Genomic DNA, 17159 nt, shown 5'->3' on the forward strand with positions numbered 1-17159 from the left:
ACATGATTATGGACTTTGAAAAATTCACCGACCGGGCCCGCAGCGTCCTGCAAGAGGCTCAGGGGCTCGCCCTCAAGAACAAGAACCAGCATTTCTCGCCCGAGCATATCCTCAAGGCGTTGCTGGATGACGACCAGCAGCTGGCGGTCAATCTGATCAAGGCGGCGGGTGGTCGTCCCGATCTGGCCGCGGACCTGACCGACAGGGCGCTGGGCGCGCTTCCCAAGGTGGAGAGCGCGACCGGACAGATTTATCTGGCGCCCAAGACCGCGGAAGTATTCTCATCCGCTGAAGACGCCGCCAAGAAGGCGGGCGACCAGTATGTGACCGCCGAGCGGCTGTTGCAGGGGCTGAGCCTTGTTAAAGGCCAGAAGGCCGAGGAAATCCTCACCCAGGCGGGCGTCACGCCCCAGGCGCTCAACACCGCCGTCAATGATCTGCGCCAGGGCCGCACTGCCGATACGCAATCGGCCGAGGACACCTATGAAGCGCTCAAGAAATACGCCCGCGACCTCACCGAAGTGGCGCGTGAAGGCAAGCTCGACCCGGTGATTGGCCGCGACGAGGAAATCCGCCGCGCCATTCAGGTGCTGTCGCGCCGCACCAAGAACAATCCGGTGCTGATCGGCGAGCCGGGCGTGGGCAAGACCGCCATCGCCGAAGGCTTGGCGCTGCGCATCGTCAATGGCGACGTGCCGGAGAGTCTCAAGGACAAGAAACTCCTGGCGCTCGACATGGGCTCGCTGATCGCAGGCGCGAAATACCGTGGCGAGTTTGAGGAACGCCTGAAGTCGGTGCTCAATGAAGTGGAGTCCGCCAACGGCCAGATCATCCTCTTCATCGACGAAATGCACACGCTGGTGGGCGCGGGCAAGACCGATGGCGCTATGGATGCGTCCAACCTTCTCAAGCCGGCGCTGGCCCGCGGTCAGCTGCACTGCGTGGGCGCGACGACGCTGGATGAGTACCGCAAGCATGTGGAGAAGGACGCGGCCCTGGCGCGGCGCTTCCAGCCGGTCTTCGTGGAAGAGCCGAGCGTGGAGGACACCGTCTCCATTCTGCGCGGGTTGAAAGAGAAATACGAAGTGCACCACGGCGTGCGCATCGCGGACGGCGCCATCGTGGCGGCGGCGACCTTGTCCAACCGCTATATCACCGACCGCTTCCTGCCCGACAAGGCGATCGACCTGATGGACGAGGCTTCGGCGCGTTTGCGCATGCAGGTGGATTCAAAGCCCGAAGAGCTTGATGAGCTCGACCGCCGGATCATCCAGCTGAAGATCGAGGCTGAAGCGCTGAAGAAGGAAGGCGATGACGCCTCCAAGCAGCGGCTTGAGGCGTTGCACAAGGAGCTGTCCGAGTTGGAAGGCCGGTCCGCCGAGCTGACCGCCGCCTGGCGTGCGGAGAAGGACAAGCTGGCCTCCTCGACCGAGATCAAGGAGCGGCTGGATCGTCTGCGCGCCGAACTCGCCGACGCCGAGCGCCGGGGCGATCTGGGCAAGGCGTCCGAGCTGAAATACGGCCAGATCCCGCAGCTGGAAAAACAGCTCAAGGAAGCCGAGGACGCCGCCGACGGCGCCGCCAATGACTCCGCGCTGGTCAAGGAAGTGGTGGACGAAGAGCAGATCGCCGCCGTGGTCAGCCGCTGGACCGGCGTGCCCGTGGACAAGATGCTCGAAGGCGAGCGCGAGAAGCTTCTGAAGATGGAAGACGGATTGCGCAAACGCGTGGTCGGTCAGGAAGAGGCGCTGCAAGCGGTCTCTGACGCCGTTCGCCGCTCGCGCGCAGGTCTGAAAGACCCCAACCGTCCCATCGGCTCCTTCCTGTTCCTGGGGCCCACGGGCGTGGGCAAGACCGAGCTGACCAAGGCGTTGGCGGAGTTCCTGTTTGACGATGAAACCGCGATCACGCGGATGGATATGTCGGAATACATGGAGAAACACTCCGTCGCCCGTCTGATCGGCGCGCCTCCGGGCTATGTCGGGTATGAAGAAGGTGGCGCGCTGACAGAAAGCGTGCGGCGCCGGCCCTATCAGGTGGTGTTGTTTGACGAGGTGGAGAAAGCCCATCCGGACGTCTTCAACGTGCTCTTGCAGGTGCTTGACGACGGCCGCCTGACCGATGGCCAGGGCCGCACGGTGGATTTCCGCAATACCATCCTGATCATGACGTCCAATCTCGGCTCGGAATTCCTGCTGTCCGGCGATGTCGAGGAGGCCCGTGATCAGGTGATGGATGTGGTGCGCGGCGCCTTCCGCCCTGAATTCCTCAACCGGATTGACGAGATCATCCTGTTCCGTCGTCTGGCCGAGGAGCATATGGGCGCGATTGTCGACATCCAGCTCAAGCGTCTGGAAGCGCTGCTGGAAGATCGCCGCATGACGCTGGAGCTTGATGACGGCGCGCGGCAATGGCTGGCGACCAAGGGCTATGACCCCGCTTACGGGGCGCGGCCTCTGAAACGGGTGATCCAGAAAGAGCTGCAGGACCCGCTGGCCCGGCTCATCCTGGAAGGCAGCCTGCATGACGGCGAGACGTTGAAAGTCTCAACTGAAGGCGATGCGCTCACGGTGAACGGCAAGGCCGTGAGCCGGAACGCCCAGCCGCCCAAGGCTGCGGTCATTCAATAGGCCCGTGAGAGCCTCAAAAAGAGAAGAGGCGGAGCATCATGCTCCGCCTCTTTTTTTGCGCGATCACCTCGCCAGCGTCAGATAAGGCTGACCGTCCGAGGTTTTCTGCACCGAGCGTCCCTGACGGTCCATCGTGACCGTCACGCGTTTTCGATAGGCGGAAAAGCTATCGAATTTCACCACATCCACCGCTTCATCAAAGTCGAAACTGATTTCGTAGTGCGCCCCGTCATCGAGTTTTTTCAAGGCGTGAATAACGCCCGTGAAGGGCTGTCCCAGATAGGTGCCCGCCCATTGGCCGCCCATATGATAGGGCTCGCTGGGGCGGTTTCCGACCTGAGCGTGAAGCGTGTTCCAGTCCCGGCGGCCATATTGCCGGGCGATCAGCTCGAGCGCTTCGGAATGGGTGATGAAGTCGCCCTCGGTCTCCAAGGCTGCGCGCAGGCGTTTGGCCTGAGCTTTCAGCTCGGTGAGGTCGGGCAGGATTTGAGTCGTCATGGTGTGCGCCTTTCATCAAGGCGGCCTGTTCGGCGGGGCCCGCATTGCCGCCGCGCCGCTTGATGAGCTGCACGACATGCACAAGAAAAAGAAGACTTCACCAAAGACCCATGGGTCTTGCGGACGGCGGGCGCTTCCAGCCCGGCGGGGGATTTACGCCCTGGAGCGGAGTAGGTCAAGCGTTCCCTTTGACGGCAAAACGCGCTCATTCCCCGATCGGCTCTGTCCGTCGCTGCAGAAAGAGGCCACACTCAACGCGTGGACACCATCAGAAGAGGCCGCCCCGATGCAGCAGGCGCAAGACCTATTCAGCCATACCGTGTTTGCTGACGTGCTGGCTCTTGATGACCGCACCCCTTTCACCGACGTGTTTGATTGGGAAGCGCAGGGCATGGCCCACCCTGTTCTGGTGGCGGGCGAGGGGCCGGGGCTTCTTCTGATGCATGAGCTGCCGGGGTTTGTGCCGGAGTTCTGGCGTCTGGCGCACTGGCTGGTCGCGGCGGGGTTCCGGGTCTATGCGCCTGCGCTCTATGACCCGGTCGGCACGCCGCATGAAGAACTGGTTCAGGTTCATGGCAAGGTGGGCGGCATGGCGCGCGCCTGCATCAGCCGGGAAATCCGGCTGTTTGCGCGCACCGGCGGCTCTCCCATCTCAGACTGGTTGCGCACGCTGGCCCGCGAAATCCATGAAGAGTGCGGCGGTCCCGGCGTGGGCGCGATCGGTTTGTGCCTGACGGGCAATTTCGCCTGGTCAGTGGCGGTCGAGCCCAGCGTTATTGCGGCCGTAGCGGGCGAACCGGCCTTGCCGTTCAACGCTGCTCATTCCGTGCATCTTGATCCCGATGAGGCCCAGACGCTCTCCGCGCGCGATGACCTTGAGGTGATGGCCCTGCGCTTTGACGGCGATCCGTCGTGCAAGGCCGGGCGGTTCGCGGCCTTGCAAGCAGTGCTGGGCGACAAGCTGGAGACGCGGGTGCTGCCTGATGAGGCGAAGAACCCGAACGGCAATCCGTTTCCGCATGCGGTGCTGACCAAGGATCTGATCGCCGAGGACGGCCAGCCCACCTATGAGGCGGCGCGGGACGTGCTGGCTTTTCTCAGCCATCGTCTGCAGACCAACCGATAGAAGACGCTCAGGCGTCGCCGGCGTTATCTGCGGTCAGAAACGGCGCAGAGTCAGTGGTCTCTAGCGCTGGGGGAGCGCTGTCGCGGATCTCGATCAGCTGATCGCGCGCGCTCATGAAGTCTGACAATTCGTCAGATTCCAGTCGCCGGCCCGTAGGCAGGTCAAGACTCATCGGGTTGGTGGGATTGCCGTTCAGATGCACTTCATAATGCAGGTGCGGACCGGTTGAGCGACCTGTCGTGCCCACATAAGCGATGATCTGACCTTGCTGGACGCGGCTGCCCGAGCGGATGCCGCTGGCGAAACCGTTCAGGTGCGCATAGGCGGTCTCATAACCATTGCTGTGACGGATGCGCACATAATTGCCGAAGGATCCGAACCGGTTGGCGCGTTCGACAATGCCTGCGCCCGCCGCCATCACTGGCGTGCCGCGCGGGGCTGCGAAATCGGTGCCGTTATGAGGCCGGTTGCGGTTCAGTACCGGGTGGAAACGCATGCCGAAGGAAGAGGAGATGCGTGCGCCGTTGATAGGCATGCGCATCAGCAGGCGCTGGGCGCTTTCGCCTTCTCCGGTGTAATAGCCGACTTCGCCATCTTCCATTTCATAGCGGAAATATTCCAGAGGATCGCCGCGCCCGTCAAACACCACATACAAGATGTTCCCGGTGCGCACGGTCTCGCCGCGGCTGTTCACAAAGCGCTCGAAGACCACGTCAAACGGGTCGCCGGGCTGCACGGTGCGAAAGTCGACGGCGAAGCCCAGAATGTTGGCGAGTTCGAATACGACACGATCAGTGGCGCCCAGCTCGATGGCGGACAGATAAAGGCTCGAGCTGACTTCGCCCGTGACCCGGACCACTTCGCGCTGCAGGCTGGCAGTGGCTTCGCGGGCGTGAAACTGGCCGTCCCCGTCGCGCGAGACCGTGAGCGTCCGTTCCTGGTCCGGGCGGAAAGAAAAGCCCGCCAGACGCGTTTCAGCGACGGGCGCATCGGTTGCGGCGGCCAGCTGCAGCTCTGAGGCTGTCGGCGTTTCAAAAAACAGGGTCAGATCCTGGCCTGCACGCAACAGGCGGGCCGAGAACAGCGGATCGAGCGCATTGATCGCCCGTGCGGCGTCGATGCGGTCCGCGCCGGCGTCCGCCAGCACGCTGGCGAAAGTCTGGCCGCGGCGCACGGTGACGTCCCGGCTTTGAACGTCAGGGCGGACATCGGCGTTCGTGAACAAAGCATGTTCAGACATCACCAGCGCTTGCGGCGTATCAAGCCGTGACAGGGGGGCGGCTGAAACAGCGGACGTGGGGGCGGGGGGCGCCGTATCGGCGGCGGTCTCGATCTGCTCTGCCCGTTCGGTCTGGGCCTGAGCGGAGAGACGGGGATCAGACTGATCGCGGCTGATCAGAAAGCCGACCGTCAGTACAAGCGCAGCGCCGACGGCGACAAAGAAGATTAACGAGCGTGAACGCCGGGCGTCGGCCAAGTGCACATCAAATCCGGACATGTACGCAGATTTTCCCTCGTTGCTCCCCAGCAGCCGGGGAATGCTAGCGCGCCTGAAACGCATCTGGAAGTGCCTTAAGCTGCAATCTTCATTCCAGTTAGGCATGGCGCACGCGCAAAGACGTGACAAAGAGTTAGCTTGGTCTTTCGCATTTAGGATGCATCGCTTAACAGGTTGCAAAGATAGTGAATGCGAGCCGTTGCGTCGGGCCGCAGGAAAGGTTTGTCCATGAAGAGTGTTCTTCTCCTTAGTCTCGTATTGGGTCTCTTGCTGGCGGGCGCGCTCTGGGTCTCTGTCTATATCTGGACCAGCATGGATGGCGGGGATGTGGCGTTCAGCATCAGCTGGCATGGCTGGCTGGCCATGGGGCTGGGCGTCGTCCTCACGGCTGCGCTGGGCGTGGGGCTTATGGCGTTGGTGTTTCATTCCAGTCGCAGCGGGCATGACGATCTGGACGACGGCGCCTGAGCCCTCTGATTTTGACGCAGGCCGTTAACCCTTTTTCCGTCGAGAATCGCATTAAACATATCTCCATGAGCACTCAGATCGCCCCCACCGCCGCCGAACTCGCAGCTTTGCTGTCCTCCCGCGTTTGCCATGACATTGCGGGGCCCACCAGCGCTATGGGCGCGGCTCTGTCCGTTCTCGACGACGACAGTGCGCTGGACATGCGTGACGACGCGATTGCGTTGTTGCGCACGGGCGCGAAACAGATTCGGGCCAAGCTGGAATATGCCCGCGTCTGTTTCGGCGCAGCGGGCTCTCGGGGCGGTGAAGTCGCCCTGTCCGAGATCAAGGCTCTGGCCACCCCCATGTTCGAGGATTCCCGCCCGGACCTGGTCTGGCCGTCTGATGGCGGCGCCATCAGCAAGACTGCGGCAAGGGTGTTGCTCAATCTGATCTGGATCGGAGTGGACAGCCTTCCGCGAGGCGGTGATGTGATTGTCGAGGCGTCCGCCAGCGCCGACGGGGGCGCGCGTTTGCGCGTCATCGCCAAGGGCGCGCGGCTGAGACTGGACGAGGCTTATCAGAAAGCCATCCGTGGCGAGCGGCCTGAAGACGGTTATGATGGTCGTTCCGTGCAGCCCTATTATGCAGGCCTGATTGCTCGTGAGAGCGGTGGCCGGGCCGAGGCGCAGCTGGAAGGCGACCGGGTCGAGCTGGCGGCTTTGATCGGTCCTGAAGGCGCTCAGATTCAGGCCGCTGAATAAAACATTACATCTTTTGTCGGAATGCGCAGGTTCCCAACCTTGCGTTAACTCTGCCCGTGACAGTCTAGGTGACAAAGCCGCTTTGTAACACCGGGGCTGACCATGGATGAATTGATCGGCGAGTTTCTCGCAGAGACGTCGGAAAGCCTCGACGTCATTGACGAAGAGCTTGTAAAATTTGAAGCAGATCCGACGGATCGCGCGACGCTGGATAATATTTTCCGGCTCTTGCACACCATCAAGGGAACGTGCGGCTTCCTGGGTCTGGAAAGACTGGAAGCCATCGCCCACGCTGGTGAAACCTTGCTGGGCAAGTTCCGCGACGGCGACATGATCGCGGACTCCACGGCGGTGACCGTGGTTCTCAAATCGCTTGACCGGATCAAAGAGATCACGAACGGCCTCGAACAGAACGGCGTTGAGCCTGCGGGCGAAGACCGCGACTTGATCGACCGCCTTGAAGCGCTGTCCATGGGCAAGGGCGATCCGGGAGAAGCTGGCGGGGCTGCGGCTCCGGTCGCTGAAGCGGTGCCAGAGCCAGAAGTGCAGCCTGAGCCTGAACCCGAACCTGAAGTGGTTGCTGAAGAAGCGCCTACGGGCTTCGACGCTGATCTGGGGCGTGATTTGCGGCCCGGCGAAGTCTCTCTGGCTGATCTGGAAGCGGCCTTCATGTCGACGCCGGGACCGGAGTTTGATGCGGACGCGGATTCTGAAGCTGAACACGACGCAGAAGCAGAAGAGCTCGAGGCTGAGGTTGAGGTGAAAGCTGAAGCTGAACCTACGCCGAAGGCGGCGGCTGCGGCGCCGGCCGCGCCGGCCAAGGCGGCCGCCAATGACGATGCTGGACAGCAAACCTCGCACCGCTCCCAGGCGACGATCCGCGTGAATGTGGATACGCTTGAGAACCTGATGACGACGGTGTCCGAACTGGTTCTGGCGCGTAATCAGCTGCACCAGATTGTACGCGATTCCGACGATTCAGCCCTGAAGACGCCGCTGCAACGCCTGTCCTCCGTTACTGCAGAGCTGCAGGACGGGGTGATGAAGACCCGCATGCAGCCCGTCGGCGACGCCTGGCGTAAACTGCCGCGCATCGTGCGCGACGTCAGCCAGGAAGTCGGCAAGAAGATTCGCCTGGTTCAGGAAGGCGAAGACACCGAACTTGACCGCCAGGTTCTTGAGCTGATCCGTGACCCGCTCACCCACATGATCCGCAATTCCTGCGATCATGGCCTGGAGACCCCCGAGGAACGGGTGGCCGCCGGCAAGAGCGAAATGGGCACTGTGAAACTGTCCGCCTATCACGAAGGCGGCGCCATCATCATGAAGATCACGGATGATGGCCGAGGTCTGAACGCTGTCAAAATTCGTGAAAAGGTCCTTGAGAAGGGCCTGGCCACCGAAGCCGAAATGGAGACGATGAGCGAGGCGCAGATCCAGCGCTTCATCTTCGCTCCGGGGTTCTCGACGGCGGCCGCTGTGACCAACCTGTCCGGCCGCGGCGTCGGCATGGACGTGGTCCGGACGAATATCGAACAAATCGGCGGGTCCATCGAACTGTTCTCCGAACAGGGCAAAGGCACCACCTTCACGATCAAGATCCCGCTGACGCTGGCGATCGTCTCCGCACTGATCGTCAAATCGGGCGAACAGCGCTTTGCTGCTCCTCAGCTCTCCGTGCGTGAGCTGGTCCGTGTGGGCGCCGGCTCTTCTATCGCAGTCGAAACGCTGAACGGCGCGAACATGATCCGCCTGCGGGATCGTCTGTTGCCTGTGATTGCGCTGACCGAAGTCCTCAACACCGCTCCGCCGACTTCTGCGGATGAGATGACGGGTTATGTCATCGTTCTGGAGGCGGCGGGCCGCAAGATCGGCCTGGTGGTCGATGATGTTCTGGACACCGAAGAGATCGTGGTCAAACCGCTCTCCGGACCGCTGCGCAGCATCAACGTGTTCTCCGGCGCGACCATTCTGGGCGACGGTTCGGTCATCATGATCCTGGATCCCAATGGTCTGGCTCAGGAAACCTCGTCCGCTGAGGATGAGGAGAAGAGCGACGCGACCGCAGAGGATGCGGCCGAAGCGAATGGCGCCAATGGCCGACAGCGTCTGCTGCTGGTGCGTGCGGGCGGTGAAGAGCCGAAAGCGGTTCCTGTCAGCCTCATCACGCGTCTGGAAGACTTTGAATCAAACACCATCGAACAGACCGATGGCCGTTACGTGGTTCAGTATCGTGGACGCTTGCTGCCTCTGGCGCATGCGGGCGGCATGGACACCTTCAAGACCGAAGGCCGACAGCCGGTTCTGGTGTTCGCCGAGGATGGCCGGTCTGCGGGCGTGGCCGTGGACGAAATTCTCGATGTGGTGGAAGAGCGTCTCGACCTGGAAATGGGATCCGAGCGTCCCGGCGTGATCGGCTCGGCCATCATCAAGGGCAAGGCGACCGAAGTCCTCGACATCGCCTGGCACATGCAACGCGCCTGGGCTGGCGCGCCGCAGCGCAAGGGCCGGACCGGCACGGGTCGCAATGCGGTGCTGCTGGTGGAGGCGGACGCCTTCTCCCGACGCATGCTGGCCCCGCTTCTGGCGGCGGCGGGTTATGACGTGACGGTGGCGGGCGGTCTGCACGAAGCGCGCGACGCCGCAACCATGGGCGCGGAATATGATGTGCTCGTCGGCGACCCGGCTGCACTTGCGCGTCTTCAGGAAGAAGGCGTTTACACCAATGTGCCTAGACTGGGCGTGGGTGAGCACGATTACGCCACGCCGAGTGATGGCTTTGTCGCCATCATGCCGGCTGGAGATCGTGGCGGCCTGATCGCAGCGCTGGACCAAGCAGCGCGCAGCGCGGCCTAGAGGAGAACAGGCATGTCTGTTGAAGATAGCTTCGAATACGTCACGGTCCGGATCGGCGATCAGCTGTTCGGCGTCGAAGTTAAGCAGATCCGGGAGGTGTTTTCTCCGCAAGACGTCACGTCCGTGCCACGTGCGCCGGGCGAGGTCGCTGGCCTGTTGAACCTGCGCGGCCGTATCGTCACCGCCGTGGACGCCCGCCATCGTCTGGGTTTGCCGCCGCGTGAACCTGGCGCATCGGCCATGGCGCTGGGCCTTGAAGAAGGCACCGAGCTGTTTGGCGTGCTGGTGGATCAGGTCGGAGAAGTGATGCGGCTGAAGCCCGATACGCTCGAACCGACCCCCGCACACCTGGACCCGCAATGGCGCGCCCTGCTCAAAGGGGTGCACCGCTTGGAAAAAGACCTTTTGGCGGTTCTGGACATCAGAGCGCTGATCGCCTGGCAAGCCGGACTTGCGGCTTAATCGAGGAGCATGGGTATGAAGACCTGCCTTGTAGTGGATGACAGCCGGGTGATCCGGAAAGTGGCGCGCAAGATCGTCGAAGATCTCGGCTTCACTTGTGAAGAGGCGGCCGACGGTCAGCAGGCTCTGGATTTTTGCAAGAAAACCATGCCTGACGCTGTGCTTCTCGACTGGAACATGCCTGTGATGAACGGGCTCGATTTCCTGATCAAACTGCGCGAAGAGCCCAATGGGAAAAAACCGGTCGTGGTGTTCTGCACGACTGAAAACGATATGGCCCATATCACCCAGGCGCTGCGCGCGGGCGCTGATGAATACGTCATGAAGCCGTTTGACGGCGACATCATCGAATCCAAATTTGCAGAGACCGGCCTGGTCTAGAACGGATGCTTTCGTGAGCGTTTCTCCTTCTCCAGCCGGCCGGAGCGGTTTGCCCAGCGTCCTGATCATCGATGATAGCGCCGTCGTGCGCGGTCTGGTCTCGCGCTGGATCGAAGCCGACTCCAGATTGCAAGTGGCGGCGACCTGCGCAGACGGTGAAGTGGGCGTGCGCAAGGCTGCAGAGCTGCAGCCCGATATTGTGGTGCTCGACATCGAGATGCCGCGTATGGACGGGCTGACCGCGCTGCCGCAGATCCTCAAGGCGTGCCCCAAGGCCAAGGTCGTGATGGCGTCGACGCTGACCCTGAAGGGCGGCGAGATCACCATGCGCGCCTTGTCTCTGGGGGCGGCTGACTATGCGCCCAAGCCTGAAGCCGGCCGCGTGGCCGGAGCGGAAGCCTATCGCAAGGAATTGCTCGACAAGCTGGTCGCGCTCAGCCCGCGGTCTGCAGGCGTCGCGCCGCGTCCGGCGGCTGTGCGTCCGGCGACACCGCGCCCTGTTGCGCCAGCGCGAAAGCCCAGCCTGATTGCGATCGGGTCGTCTACAGGCGGCCCGCAGGCGCTGCGCGAAGTCATCGCCGCATTGCCGCGGGATATCAAAGTACCCATCGTCATCACTCAGCACATGCCCAAGCTGTTCACCGCGATTTTGGCCGAACATCTGAGCAAGCTTGGAATGCCAGCGGCCGAAGCCAAGGAAGGCGAACCGCTGCGTCCGGGGCGCATCTATCTCGCGCCGGGTGATTTCCACATGACTCTGCGGTCCGCCAATGGGGTGATCAGCACCCATATCGACCAATCCCCGCCCGTGAATTTCTGCCGTCCCGCCGTGGATCCGTTGTTCAACAGCTGCGCCAAGGTTGCAGGCAACGGCGTGCTCGCCGTCGTGCTGACCGGAATGGGGCATGATGGACGCGACGGCGCTCGCACGATCCGTGAAGCCGGCGGCCAGGTGATCGCGCAGGACCAGGCGTCCAGCGTGGTCTGGGGCATGCCGGGCGCGGTGGCCGAAGCGGGACTCGCAGACCAGATCTTAAGCCTGAAAGATATTGGCCCGGAGCTGTCCCGGCGCCTGAAAGGACCGCTATGAGCGCTCTTCCTTCCAACAAGTTTGACTTTCTTTGTCAGGATGTTCGCAAGCGTTCCGGCCTGGTTCTGGGGCAGGAAAAAGCCTACCTGGTCGATAGCCGGTTGGGCCCGCTTGCGCGGAAGGAAGGCTTTGCGTCTGTCGAGGCGTTGATTGACGCCATGATGCGCGGCGATACCCGGATTTGCGTTGCGGCGAGTGAAGCGCTGGCCACCCACGAAACGTTCTTCTTCCGCGACAAGACGCCTTTCGACCTGTTTGAAAACGTCATCGCGCCGGCGCTGAAGTCAGCGCGGATGGGGCGGTCCCTGAAAATCTGGTGCGCCGCAGCCTCCTCCGGCCAGGAGCCGTATTCTTTGGGCATGCTGCTGGATGAGATTCCCGGCCTGAACGCAGACATTCTGGCGACCGACATGAGCGCGCCGGTTCTGGAGAAGGCCAAGGCTGGGATCTATACCCAGTTTGAAGTGCAACGTGGTTTGCCGATCCAGCGGTTGGTGAAGAACTTTGATCAGGTGGGCGATTCCTGGCGGATCAAACCGCAATTGCGACAGAAAGTGCGGTTTGAGCAGGCCAACCTGCTTGACGATTTTTCGCGATTTGGTCGCATGGACGTGATTTTCTGCCGCAATGTGCTGATCTATTTCGATATCCAGACCAAGGCGAAAATCCTGGATCGTCTGGCGTCGCTGCTGGCCGATGACGGTTTCTTGCTGCTCGGCGCCGCTGAGACGGTGGTGGGTTTGACGGACAATCTGCGTCCGATCAGCGGCCATCGCGGCCTTTACGCCAAGCCGGCGATGGCGGCGAAGCTGACCAACGCCGCCTGATCGGGGCTACCAGCGCGCGTGCAGGCCGACGCCGAGGAAGTGTTCTTCTTCCTCCCAGTCTTCACGCCCAAGATGAAACTCACGCTTCTCGCGCACATAGCCGAAACTCGCATGGGCGCGGTCTGACAATTTGACGGCGACGCCCAGATGGGTGTCGCCGATCACCGTTTCAGATGAGAACGGCGCCAGCGTGTATTCGCGCAAGCCTTCAGGTGAGACAGCATAGCTTTCCCGACCCGCGCCGCCGACAATCCACCAGTTCGGCTCGGCTGCGCCGGTATCGGGTGAAACACGCACCTGGATGCCCAGAGCGGTCGCAGACCAGCCATCCCCGGATTCAGAGTGGGCCCGCGGCGAGACGGCGAAGCCTTCCATGGAGGCTTCGGGCGTTCGAGTTTCGGAGCGAGGGGTGAATGTCTGCGCTCTGCTGGTCGGCGCCATGATTGCGTTGGCGACCCGGCGTGAGGCGTCAGAAATGCGTAAATCGCGATAAAAGTCAGGGTTTTGAAGTGAGGCGGGGTTAAGCCGCGGCGTGGGCAAAGAGCGGCCCGTTAGTTCGGGGCTGAGATCGTGGATAGGCGCCTCGGGCGCGGCGCCTGGAGCAAAAGCCGCAAAAAGCCCGCCGCCGCCAATGATGGCGGCCAGACTTAATTCCAATATGCGCCGCCCCGTCATAGACCTGCCCAAGTCCTTCATCCCCTGAGGAATTAATACCTTGGTAACAAATGAGGGCAAGCTAAAACTCTCCTGACACGCGTCAGGCGATGTTCGGAAATCAGGTGTGGCGCGAGAGAGCCTTACTGCGCGCGCTGTCGCATCTGGCTTGCGATCTCGTCCATCTCGGCTTGCTCGGCGGCCTTGAGCGCATCCTGAATGCGCAGCAAACGTCGTTCTTCGAGCAATTCGTATTTCTTGAGATCGGCGAAGGCCGCTTCCAGGCGTCCGCGCAATTCATCCGCCTGGGCGTCCACTTCACCCAAAGACGTGCGCAGCTTGTCCTTGCGCTGAATCACCGAGCGGGCATAGCTGCCATAGGCCAGATAGCCGTCACGGTTTTCATCTGCGATCGCCTGCTCTTCAGGAACGCTTTCCTCAAGCCGGTCGATCTGGTCGTTGATCGAGGCGCGTGCGCGTTCGATCTCGGCCATTTGCTTTTGCAGTTCTTCCACTTTGAACCGGGCCAGCCGGATCAGCGGTGCGTGAGAACGTGTCGCCATGTCTTATCCCTATCCATCACCCAATATCCCGGCCAGGCTTGCGAAACTCTCATCAATGGACGAGGTCTCGTCTTTGCCCTGACCCAGGAATGCTTCGAGCGGTTCATTGACCGCAATCGCCCGGTCCACCTCCGGGTTTGATCCGCTGGAATAGGCTCCCAGTCGGATCAGCTCCTCCATATCCGCATAGGCGGCGAGGAGTTTTCGTGCTTCGCGTGCAAGCGGCGCTTCTTCGGGCGCATACACCTCAGGCGCGGAGCGAGAAATTGATTTCAGAACGTCGATCGCGGGATAGCGTCCGCGCTCGGCGATGGTCCGGCTCATCACGATATGGCCGTCCAGAATACCGCGGACGGCGTCCGCGATGGGTTCGTTATGGTCGTCGCCGTCCACCAGCACGGTGAACAGGCCCGTAATCGTGCCGGTTCCGTTGGGGCCGGGGCCAGCGCGCTCCAAAAGCGCGGGCAGTTCGGCGAAGACAGACGGCGTGTAGCCGCGCGTCGTCGGCGGCTCTCCGGCGGCCAGGCCGATCTCGCGCTGCGCCAGGGCGAAGCGTGTGACTGAATCCATCAGGCACAAAACATTCAGGCCCTGATCACGGAAATATTCCGCCGCCGCCATGGTCGTGTAACACGCCCGGCGACGCGCCAGCGCTGGCGCATCAGAGGTTTCGGTGATGACGACGGAACGCGCGCGGCCTTCCGGGCCCAGCACGTCCTCGACAAATTCGCGCGCTTCGCGGCCCCGTTCGCCGATCAGGCCAATAACGATGACATCCGCTTCACTGCCTCGCGCCAGCATCGACAAGAGCACGGATTTACCCACGCCCGAGCCGGCGAAGACGCCCAGGCGCTGGCCGAGCCGCATCGGGGTGAACACATTCATGGCGCGAACGCCGAGATCCAGGCGTTCGCCCAGGCGCTGGCGAGTATGAGCGCTGGGCGGACGGCCTTTCAGCGCATACTCAACATCGCCCTCAGGCAGGAAACCCAGCCCGTCTTGCGGGCGGCAGAAGCTGTCCATCACCCGGCCAAGCCACGCCTTGTGCGGACGGATGGCCGCGCCACGGGGGTCGAGCGTCGCAATCGCGCCGGGGCGCACGCCCGTCAGATCATCATAGGCCATCATCAGGGCGGTCTCGCCCCGGAAGCCGACAACTTCGAAACTGGCTTTCACCGGACCATCAAGATGTGCGCGCGCGCCAAGGGTCAGGGCCATCGCCGGCCCCTCCGCCTCGACCAACAGGCCGTTGACCGCTGATACGCGGCCTTTGAACGTTCGGGTCTCCAGATTGGAGATCCGGTCGATCAGGCTATCCACCGCACTTCTCGCGTTTGCTTGCGGGCGTTTTGCCCGACTTGAACCCATACTTAACCCAAACGCGGTTTCAGCCGCGTAAACGTCGCTGCGCAAACGGCATGAATCGCTGTGGCAAGATTCTACCGTAGGACTGTTTTCTTTTGAGTGCGAATGACTATGTTCCCCTTGGCTTTAGGGGCCGCCGTGACGCGCTGACGCGACCACGCGCCTGATTGCGAGCCGATACGCCGCTGATCGAGGCTTTCAAGAAAAGCTCTGACGCGCGTTCGAGAGGCCGCCGGTCGGTGGCTCTCACTAGTTCACATCGCTGGCGCAGACGCCGCCGCCGAGTATTCGACGACGAGGAAGCCACATGTCGCTCAACGCCAAGACTGTGCGCATCGCAGGATCGCGCCCGAAGAAAAAAGCCGTTTCGCGTCAAAATAAAGACAATCTTTATGCGCGCATCGACGAAAGCAAGTTCAATCGCTACGTCGTCCACGATCTGCCGCGCTATCGTAAATATCTCAGCGAGGGCGGCGCCGCGATATACTCTTCTGACGAATTGGACGCGCTTGAAGAGGCGGGGGTGTCTGATCGTCTGCCGCCGCGCGCGACGGGCTATTATCTCAATCTCGCGAAACGCTCGGACGCCGTGAAGAACCTGATCAAGGCCCGCCCCGAGGAAATGGATGATCTGTCGGGCGAGGCGGATCCGTCCAACCAGCTCAAATACAGCCCCATTCCCGGCCTGCTGCATAAGTACGAGCTATGCCTGGTTTATGTGGTGCGCACCTGTTCAAGCTGGTGCCGGTATTGCTACCGGTCTGACTTTCTGACCGGCAAGACGGGCAAGGACACCGCTTCGATCCACGAGGTGAAGGACTATATCGAGACCCACAACGCCAAGGTCGAACGCGGCGAGATCACCGACAAACCCAAGGTGCGCGAAGTGCTGCTTTCGGGCGGCGATCCGATGGTTTTGTCCAACCGCAACCTCTTTGACTATCTGAACGGTCTGGCGGAAGCCGGGGTTGAGGTCATCCGCATCGGCACCAAGGAGATGGCGTTCTTCCCCGAGCGCTTTGACGACAACTTCTTCGAGATGCTGGACCTTTTCCATGAAGTGCACCCCAATGTGCTGGTCGCCTTCATGGTTCACTTCACCCACGTGGACGAATTCCTGCGCCTCGACGATGCGGGCGAGTATGTGCGCAATGAGCGTGGCGGTTATCTGCGCAACCCGCTGGTGGAGCGGGCGGCGACCCGGCTCAAATCACGGCCCTTCGTGACGCTTGAGAACCAGACGCCGATCATTGACGGGGTCAATGACGATGCGGACGCTTTGCGCCTGATGCAGCGCGAATTGAAGCGCATGGGCGTCAACAACCATTATTTCTTCCAGTGCCGCGAGATCGAGGGCTTTCGCGCCTTCGCCGTGCCGGTGGAGAAAGCCTGGAAGCTCCACGCTGAAAGTCAGCACGGCCTGTCAGGGATCGAGCGCTCGCGCTTCGCCCTGTCCACCGAGGCGGGCAAGATGGAGATGGTCTCCGTCATTGACGGGGATGAGCGCTTGCGAGCGCTGGGCGGTGAATTGGGAGAGGCTCTGGCGGACGGGCTGGTGATCTTCCGTCTTCACAGGACTCCCTACTCGGATCGCCAGAGCGATATCGTCATTGCGCGGCGTAATCCGGACGCGTTGTGGATCAGCGGATACGAGGATCGCATCCTCTATGACGGCCGCGTTCATGACGCCGGCGACAAGTGGAGTCCGCTACTGGCGGCGCTCGCCCCGGCGCTCTTGCAGGCGGCGGAATAACGCCTGAACTTTTCCGAGTTTTCCACGATTTTGAAAAGCGCCTGCGGGGTCCTCGCAGGCGCTTTTTTACGATTCGTGAGTTTTTTCAGAAAAAACCAAGCTCATGATTAAAATAGGATTTATTGCGCGACTTGTTGCGCAGGACTCGATTCCATCCGCTGAGTCAAACAGTCGTTAACTTCCCATAAGGGTTTCTCGCCTCTGATAGCGAACAAGGTTAACGGTTGTGACGTCGTACGAAGGCG

The 17159-nt window shown here is 61.7% G+C and carries 15 protein-coding genes; 10 read left to right on the top strand and 5 right to left on the bottom strand.

What is annotated here, in order from left to right:
• Window positions 1–8: 8 nt before the first annotated feature.
• Window positions 9–2630 (top strand): ATP-dependent chaperone ClpB, encoded by a 2622-nt coding sequence (gene clpB, locus G405_RS0110075; RefSeq protein WP_022701395.1) that lies wholly within the window; start codon window positions 9–11, stop codon window positions 2628–2630.
• A 63-nt stretch (window positions 2631–2693) separates the two neighbouring features.
• Here clpB and G405_RS0110080 read toward each other — a convergent pair whose 3' ends face one another.
• A complete protein-coding gene (locus tag G405_RS0110080) occupies window positions 2694–3128 on the bottom strand; it encodes a glyoxalase superfamily protein (protein WP_022701396.1) in 435 nt (144 codons plus the stop codon).
• Between the two features lie 286 nt (window positions 3129–3414).
• On the opposite strand from G405_RS0110080, the gene G405_RS0110085 reads away from it, so the two are divergent.
• Window positions 3415–4254, top strand: coding sequence for a dienelactone hydrolase family protein (locus G405_RS0110085; protein WP_022701397.1), 840 nt, complete (start codon window positions 3415–3417; stop codon window positions 4252–4254).
• 7 nt (window positions 4255–4261) lie between these two features.
• Here G405_RS0110085 and G405_RS0110090 read toward each other — a convergent pair whose 3' ends face one another.
• The gene (locus G405_RS0110090; protein WP_022701398.1) at window positions 4262–5752 is read right to left on the bottom strand and encodes a M23 family metallopeptidase; all 1491 of its coding nucleotides are present in this window, start codon (window positions 5750–5752) and stop codon (window positions 4262–4264) included.
• A gap of 228 nt (window positions 5753–5980) precedes the next feature.
• On the opposite strand from G405_RS0110090, the gene G405_RS0110095 reads away from it, so the two are divergent.
• The 7 genes from G405_RS0110095 to G405_RS0110125 all read left to right on the top strand — a co-directional run bounded on the left by G405_RS0110095 (window position 5981) and on the right by G405_RS0110125 (window position 12579).
• The gene (locus tag G405_RS0110095; RefSeq protein WP_028284722.1) at window positions 5981–6220 is read left to right on the top strand and encodes a hypothetical protein; all 240 of its coding nucleotides are present in this window, start codon (window positions 5981–5983) and stop codon (window positions 6218–6220) included.
• Between the two features lie 65 nt (window positions 6221–6285).
• The gene (locus G405_RS0110100) at window positions 6286–6963 is read left to right on the top strand and encodes a histidine phosphotransferase family protein (RefSeq protein WP_022701400.1); all 678 of its coding nucleotides are present in this window, start codon (window positions 6286–6288) and stop codon (window positions 6961–6963) included.
• A 102-nt stretch (window positions 6964–7065) separates the two neighbouring features.
• On the top strand, window positions 7066–9819 hold the full coding sequence (locus G405_RS0110105) for a chemotaxis protein CheA (protein ID WP_022701401.1): 2754 nt from the start codon (window positions 7066–7068) through the stop codon (window positions 9817–9819).
• Window positions 9820–9831: 12 nt separating this feature from the next.
• Window positions 9832–10281 (top strand): chemotaxis protein CheW, encoded by a 450-nt coding sequence (locus G405_RS0110110; protein ID WP_022701402.1) that lies wholly within the window; start codon window positions 9832–9834, stop codon window positions 10279–10281.
• Between the two features lie 15 nt (window positions 10282–10296).
• Entirely contained in the window at window positions 10297–10662 is a 366-nt protein-coding gene (locus G405_RS0110115) for a response regulator (RefSeq protein ID WP_022701403.1), read from the top strand.
• Window positions 10663–10675: 13 nt separating this feature from the next.
• Window positions 10676–11752 carry a protein-glutamate methylesterase/protein-glutamine glutaminase gene (locus G405_RS0110120; protein WP_233346023.1) on the top strand — a complete coding sequence of 359 codons (1077 nt, stop codon included), beginning with the start codon at window positions 10676–10678 and terminating at the stop codon, window positions 11750–11752.
• Window positions 11749–12579, top strand: coding sequence for a CheR family methyltransferase (locus tag G405_RS0110125; protein ID WP_022701405.1), 831 nt, complete (start codon window positions 11749–11751; stop codon window positions 12577–12579). The genes G405_RS0110120 and G405_RS0110125 overlap by 4 nt, the downstream gene beginning before the upstream one ends.
• Window positions 12580–12585: 6 nt before the next feature.
• Here the strand turns inward: G405_RS0110125 and G405_RS0110130 are convergent, their stop codons facing one another.
• The 3 genes from G405_RS0110130 to fliI all read right to left on the bottom strand — a co-directional run bounded on the left by G405_RS0110130 (window position 12586) and on the right by fliI (window position 15116).
• Window positions 12586–13020 (bottom strand): hypothetical protein, encoded by a 435-nt coding sequence (locus G405_RS0110130; protein WP_156861463.1) that lies wholly within the window; start codon window positions 13018–13020, stop codon window positions 12586–12588.
• Between the two features lie 356 nt (window positions 13021–13376).
• Complete coding sequence (fliJ, locus tag G405_RS0110135) at window positions 13377–13796, bottom strand: flagellar export protein FliJ (protein WP_022701407.1); 420 nt, start codon at window positions 13794–13796, stop codon at window positions 13377–13379.
• A 9-nt stretch (window positions 13797–13805) separates the two neighbouring features.
• Window positions 13806–15116 carry a flagellar protein export ATPase FliI gene (gene fliI, locus G405_RS0110140; RefSeq protein WP_022701408.1) on the bottom strand — a complete coding sequence of 437 codons (1311 nt, stop codon included), beginning with the start codon at window positions 15114–15116 and terminating at the stop codon, window positions 13806–13808.
• A gap of 352 nt (window positions 15117–15468) precedes the next feature.
• On the opposite strand from fliI, the gene G405_RS0110145 reads away from it, so the two are divergent.
• Window positions 15469–16914 carry a KamA family radical SAM protein gene (locus G405_RS0110145; protein ID WP_022701409.1) on the top strand — a complete coding sequence of 482 codons (1446 nt, stop codon included), beginning with the start codon at window positions 15469–15471 and terminating at the stop codon, window positions 16912–16914.
• Window positions 16915–17159: the final 245 nt, after the last annotated feature.

Origin of the sequence: Oceanicaulis alexandrii DSM 11625, assembly GCF_000420265.1 — a bacterium.
In the GTDB taxonomy this organism is placed as follows: domain Bacteria; phylum Pseudomonadota; class Alphaproteobacteria; order Caulobacterales; family Maricaulaceae; genus Oceanicaulis; species Oceanicaulis alexandrii.

Coding starts and splice junctions, on each gene's coding strand:
- G405_RS0110095 (WP_028284722.1), top strand. CDS start 5,981: ATGAAGAGTGTTCTTCTCCTTAGTCTCGTATTGGGTCTCTTGCTGGCG.
- G405_RS0110100 (WP_022701400.1), top strand. CDS start 6,286: ATGAGCACTCAGATCGCCCCCACCGCCGCCGAACTCGCAGCTTTGCTG.
- G405_RS0110115 (WP_022701403.1), top strand. CDS start 10,297: ATGAAGACCTGCCTTGTAGTGGATGACAGCCGGGTGATCCGGAAAGTG.
- G405_RS0110110 (WP_022701402.1), top strand. CDS start 9,832: ATGTCTGTTGAAGATAGCTTCGAATACGTCACGGTCCGGATCGGCGAT.
- G405_RS0110105 (WP_022701401.1), top strand. CDS start 7,066: ATGGATGAATTGATCGGCGAGTTTCTCGCAGAGACGTCGGAAAGCCTC.
- G405_RS0110145 (WP_022701409.1), top strand. CDS start 15,469: ATGTCGCTCAACGCCAAGACTGTGCGCATCGCAGGATCGCGCCCGAAG.
- G405_RS0110080 (WP_022701396.1), bottom strand. CDS start 3,128: ATGACGACTCAAATCCTGCCCGACCTCACCGAGCTGAAAGCTCAGGCC.
- G405_RS0110125 (WP_022701405.1), top strand. CDS start 11,749: ATGAGCGCTCTTCCTTCCAACAAGTTTGACTTTCTTTGTCAGGATGTT.
- fliJ (WP_022701407.1), bottom strand. CDS start 13,796: ATGGCGACACGTTCTCACGCACCGCTGATCCGGCTGGCCCGGTTCAAA.
- G405_RS0110090 (WP_022701398.1), bottom strand. CDS start 5,752: ATGTCCGGATTTGATGTGCACTTGGCCGACGCCCGGCGTTCACGCTCG.
- clpB (WP_022701395.1), top strand. CDS start 9: ATGGACTTTGAAAAATTCACCGACCGGGCCCGCAGCGTCCTGCAAGAG.
- G405_RS0110085 (WP_022701397.1), top strand. CDS start 3,415: ATGCAGCAGGCGCAAGACCTATTCAGCCATACCGTGTTTGCTGACGTG.
- G405_RS0110130 (WP_156861463.1), bottom strand. CDS start 13,020: ATGGCGCCGACCAGCAGAGCGCAGACATTCACCCCTCGCTCCGAAACT.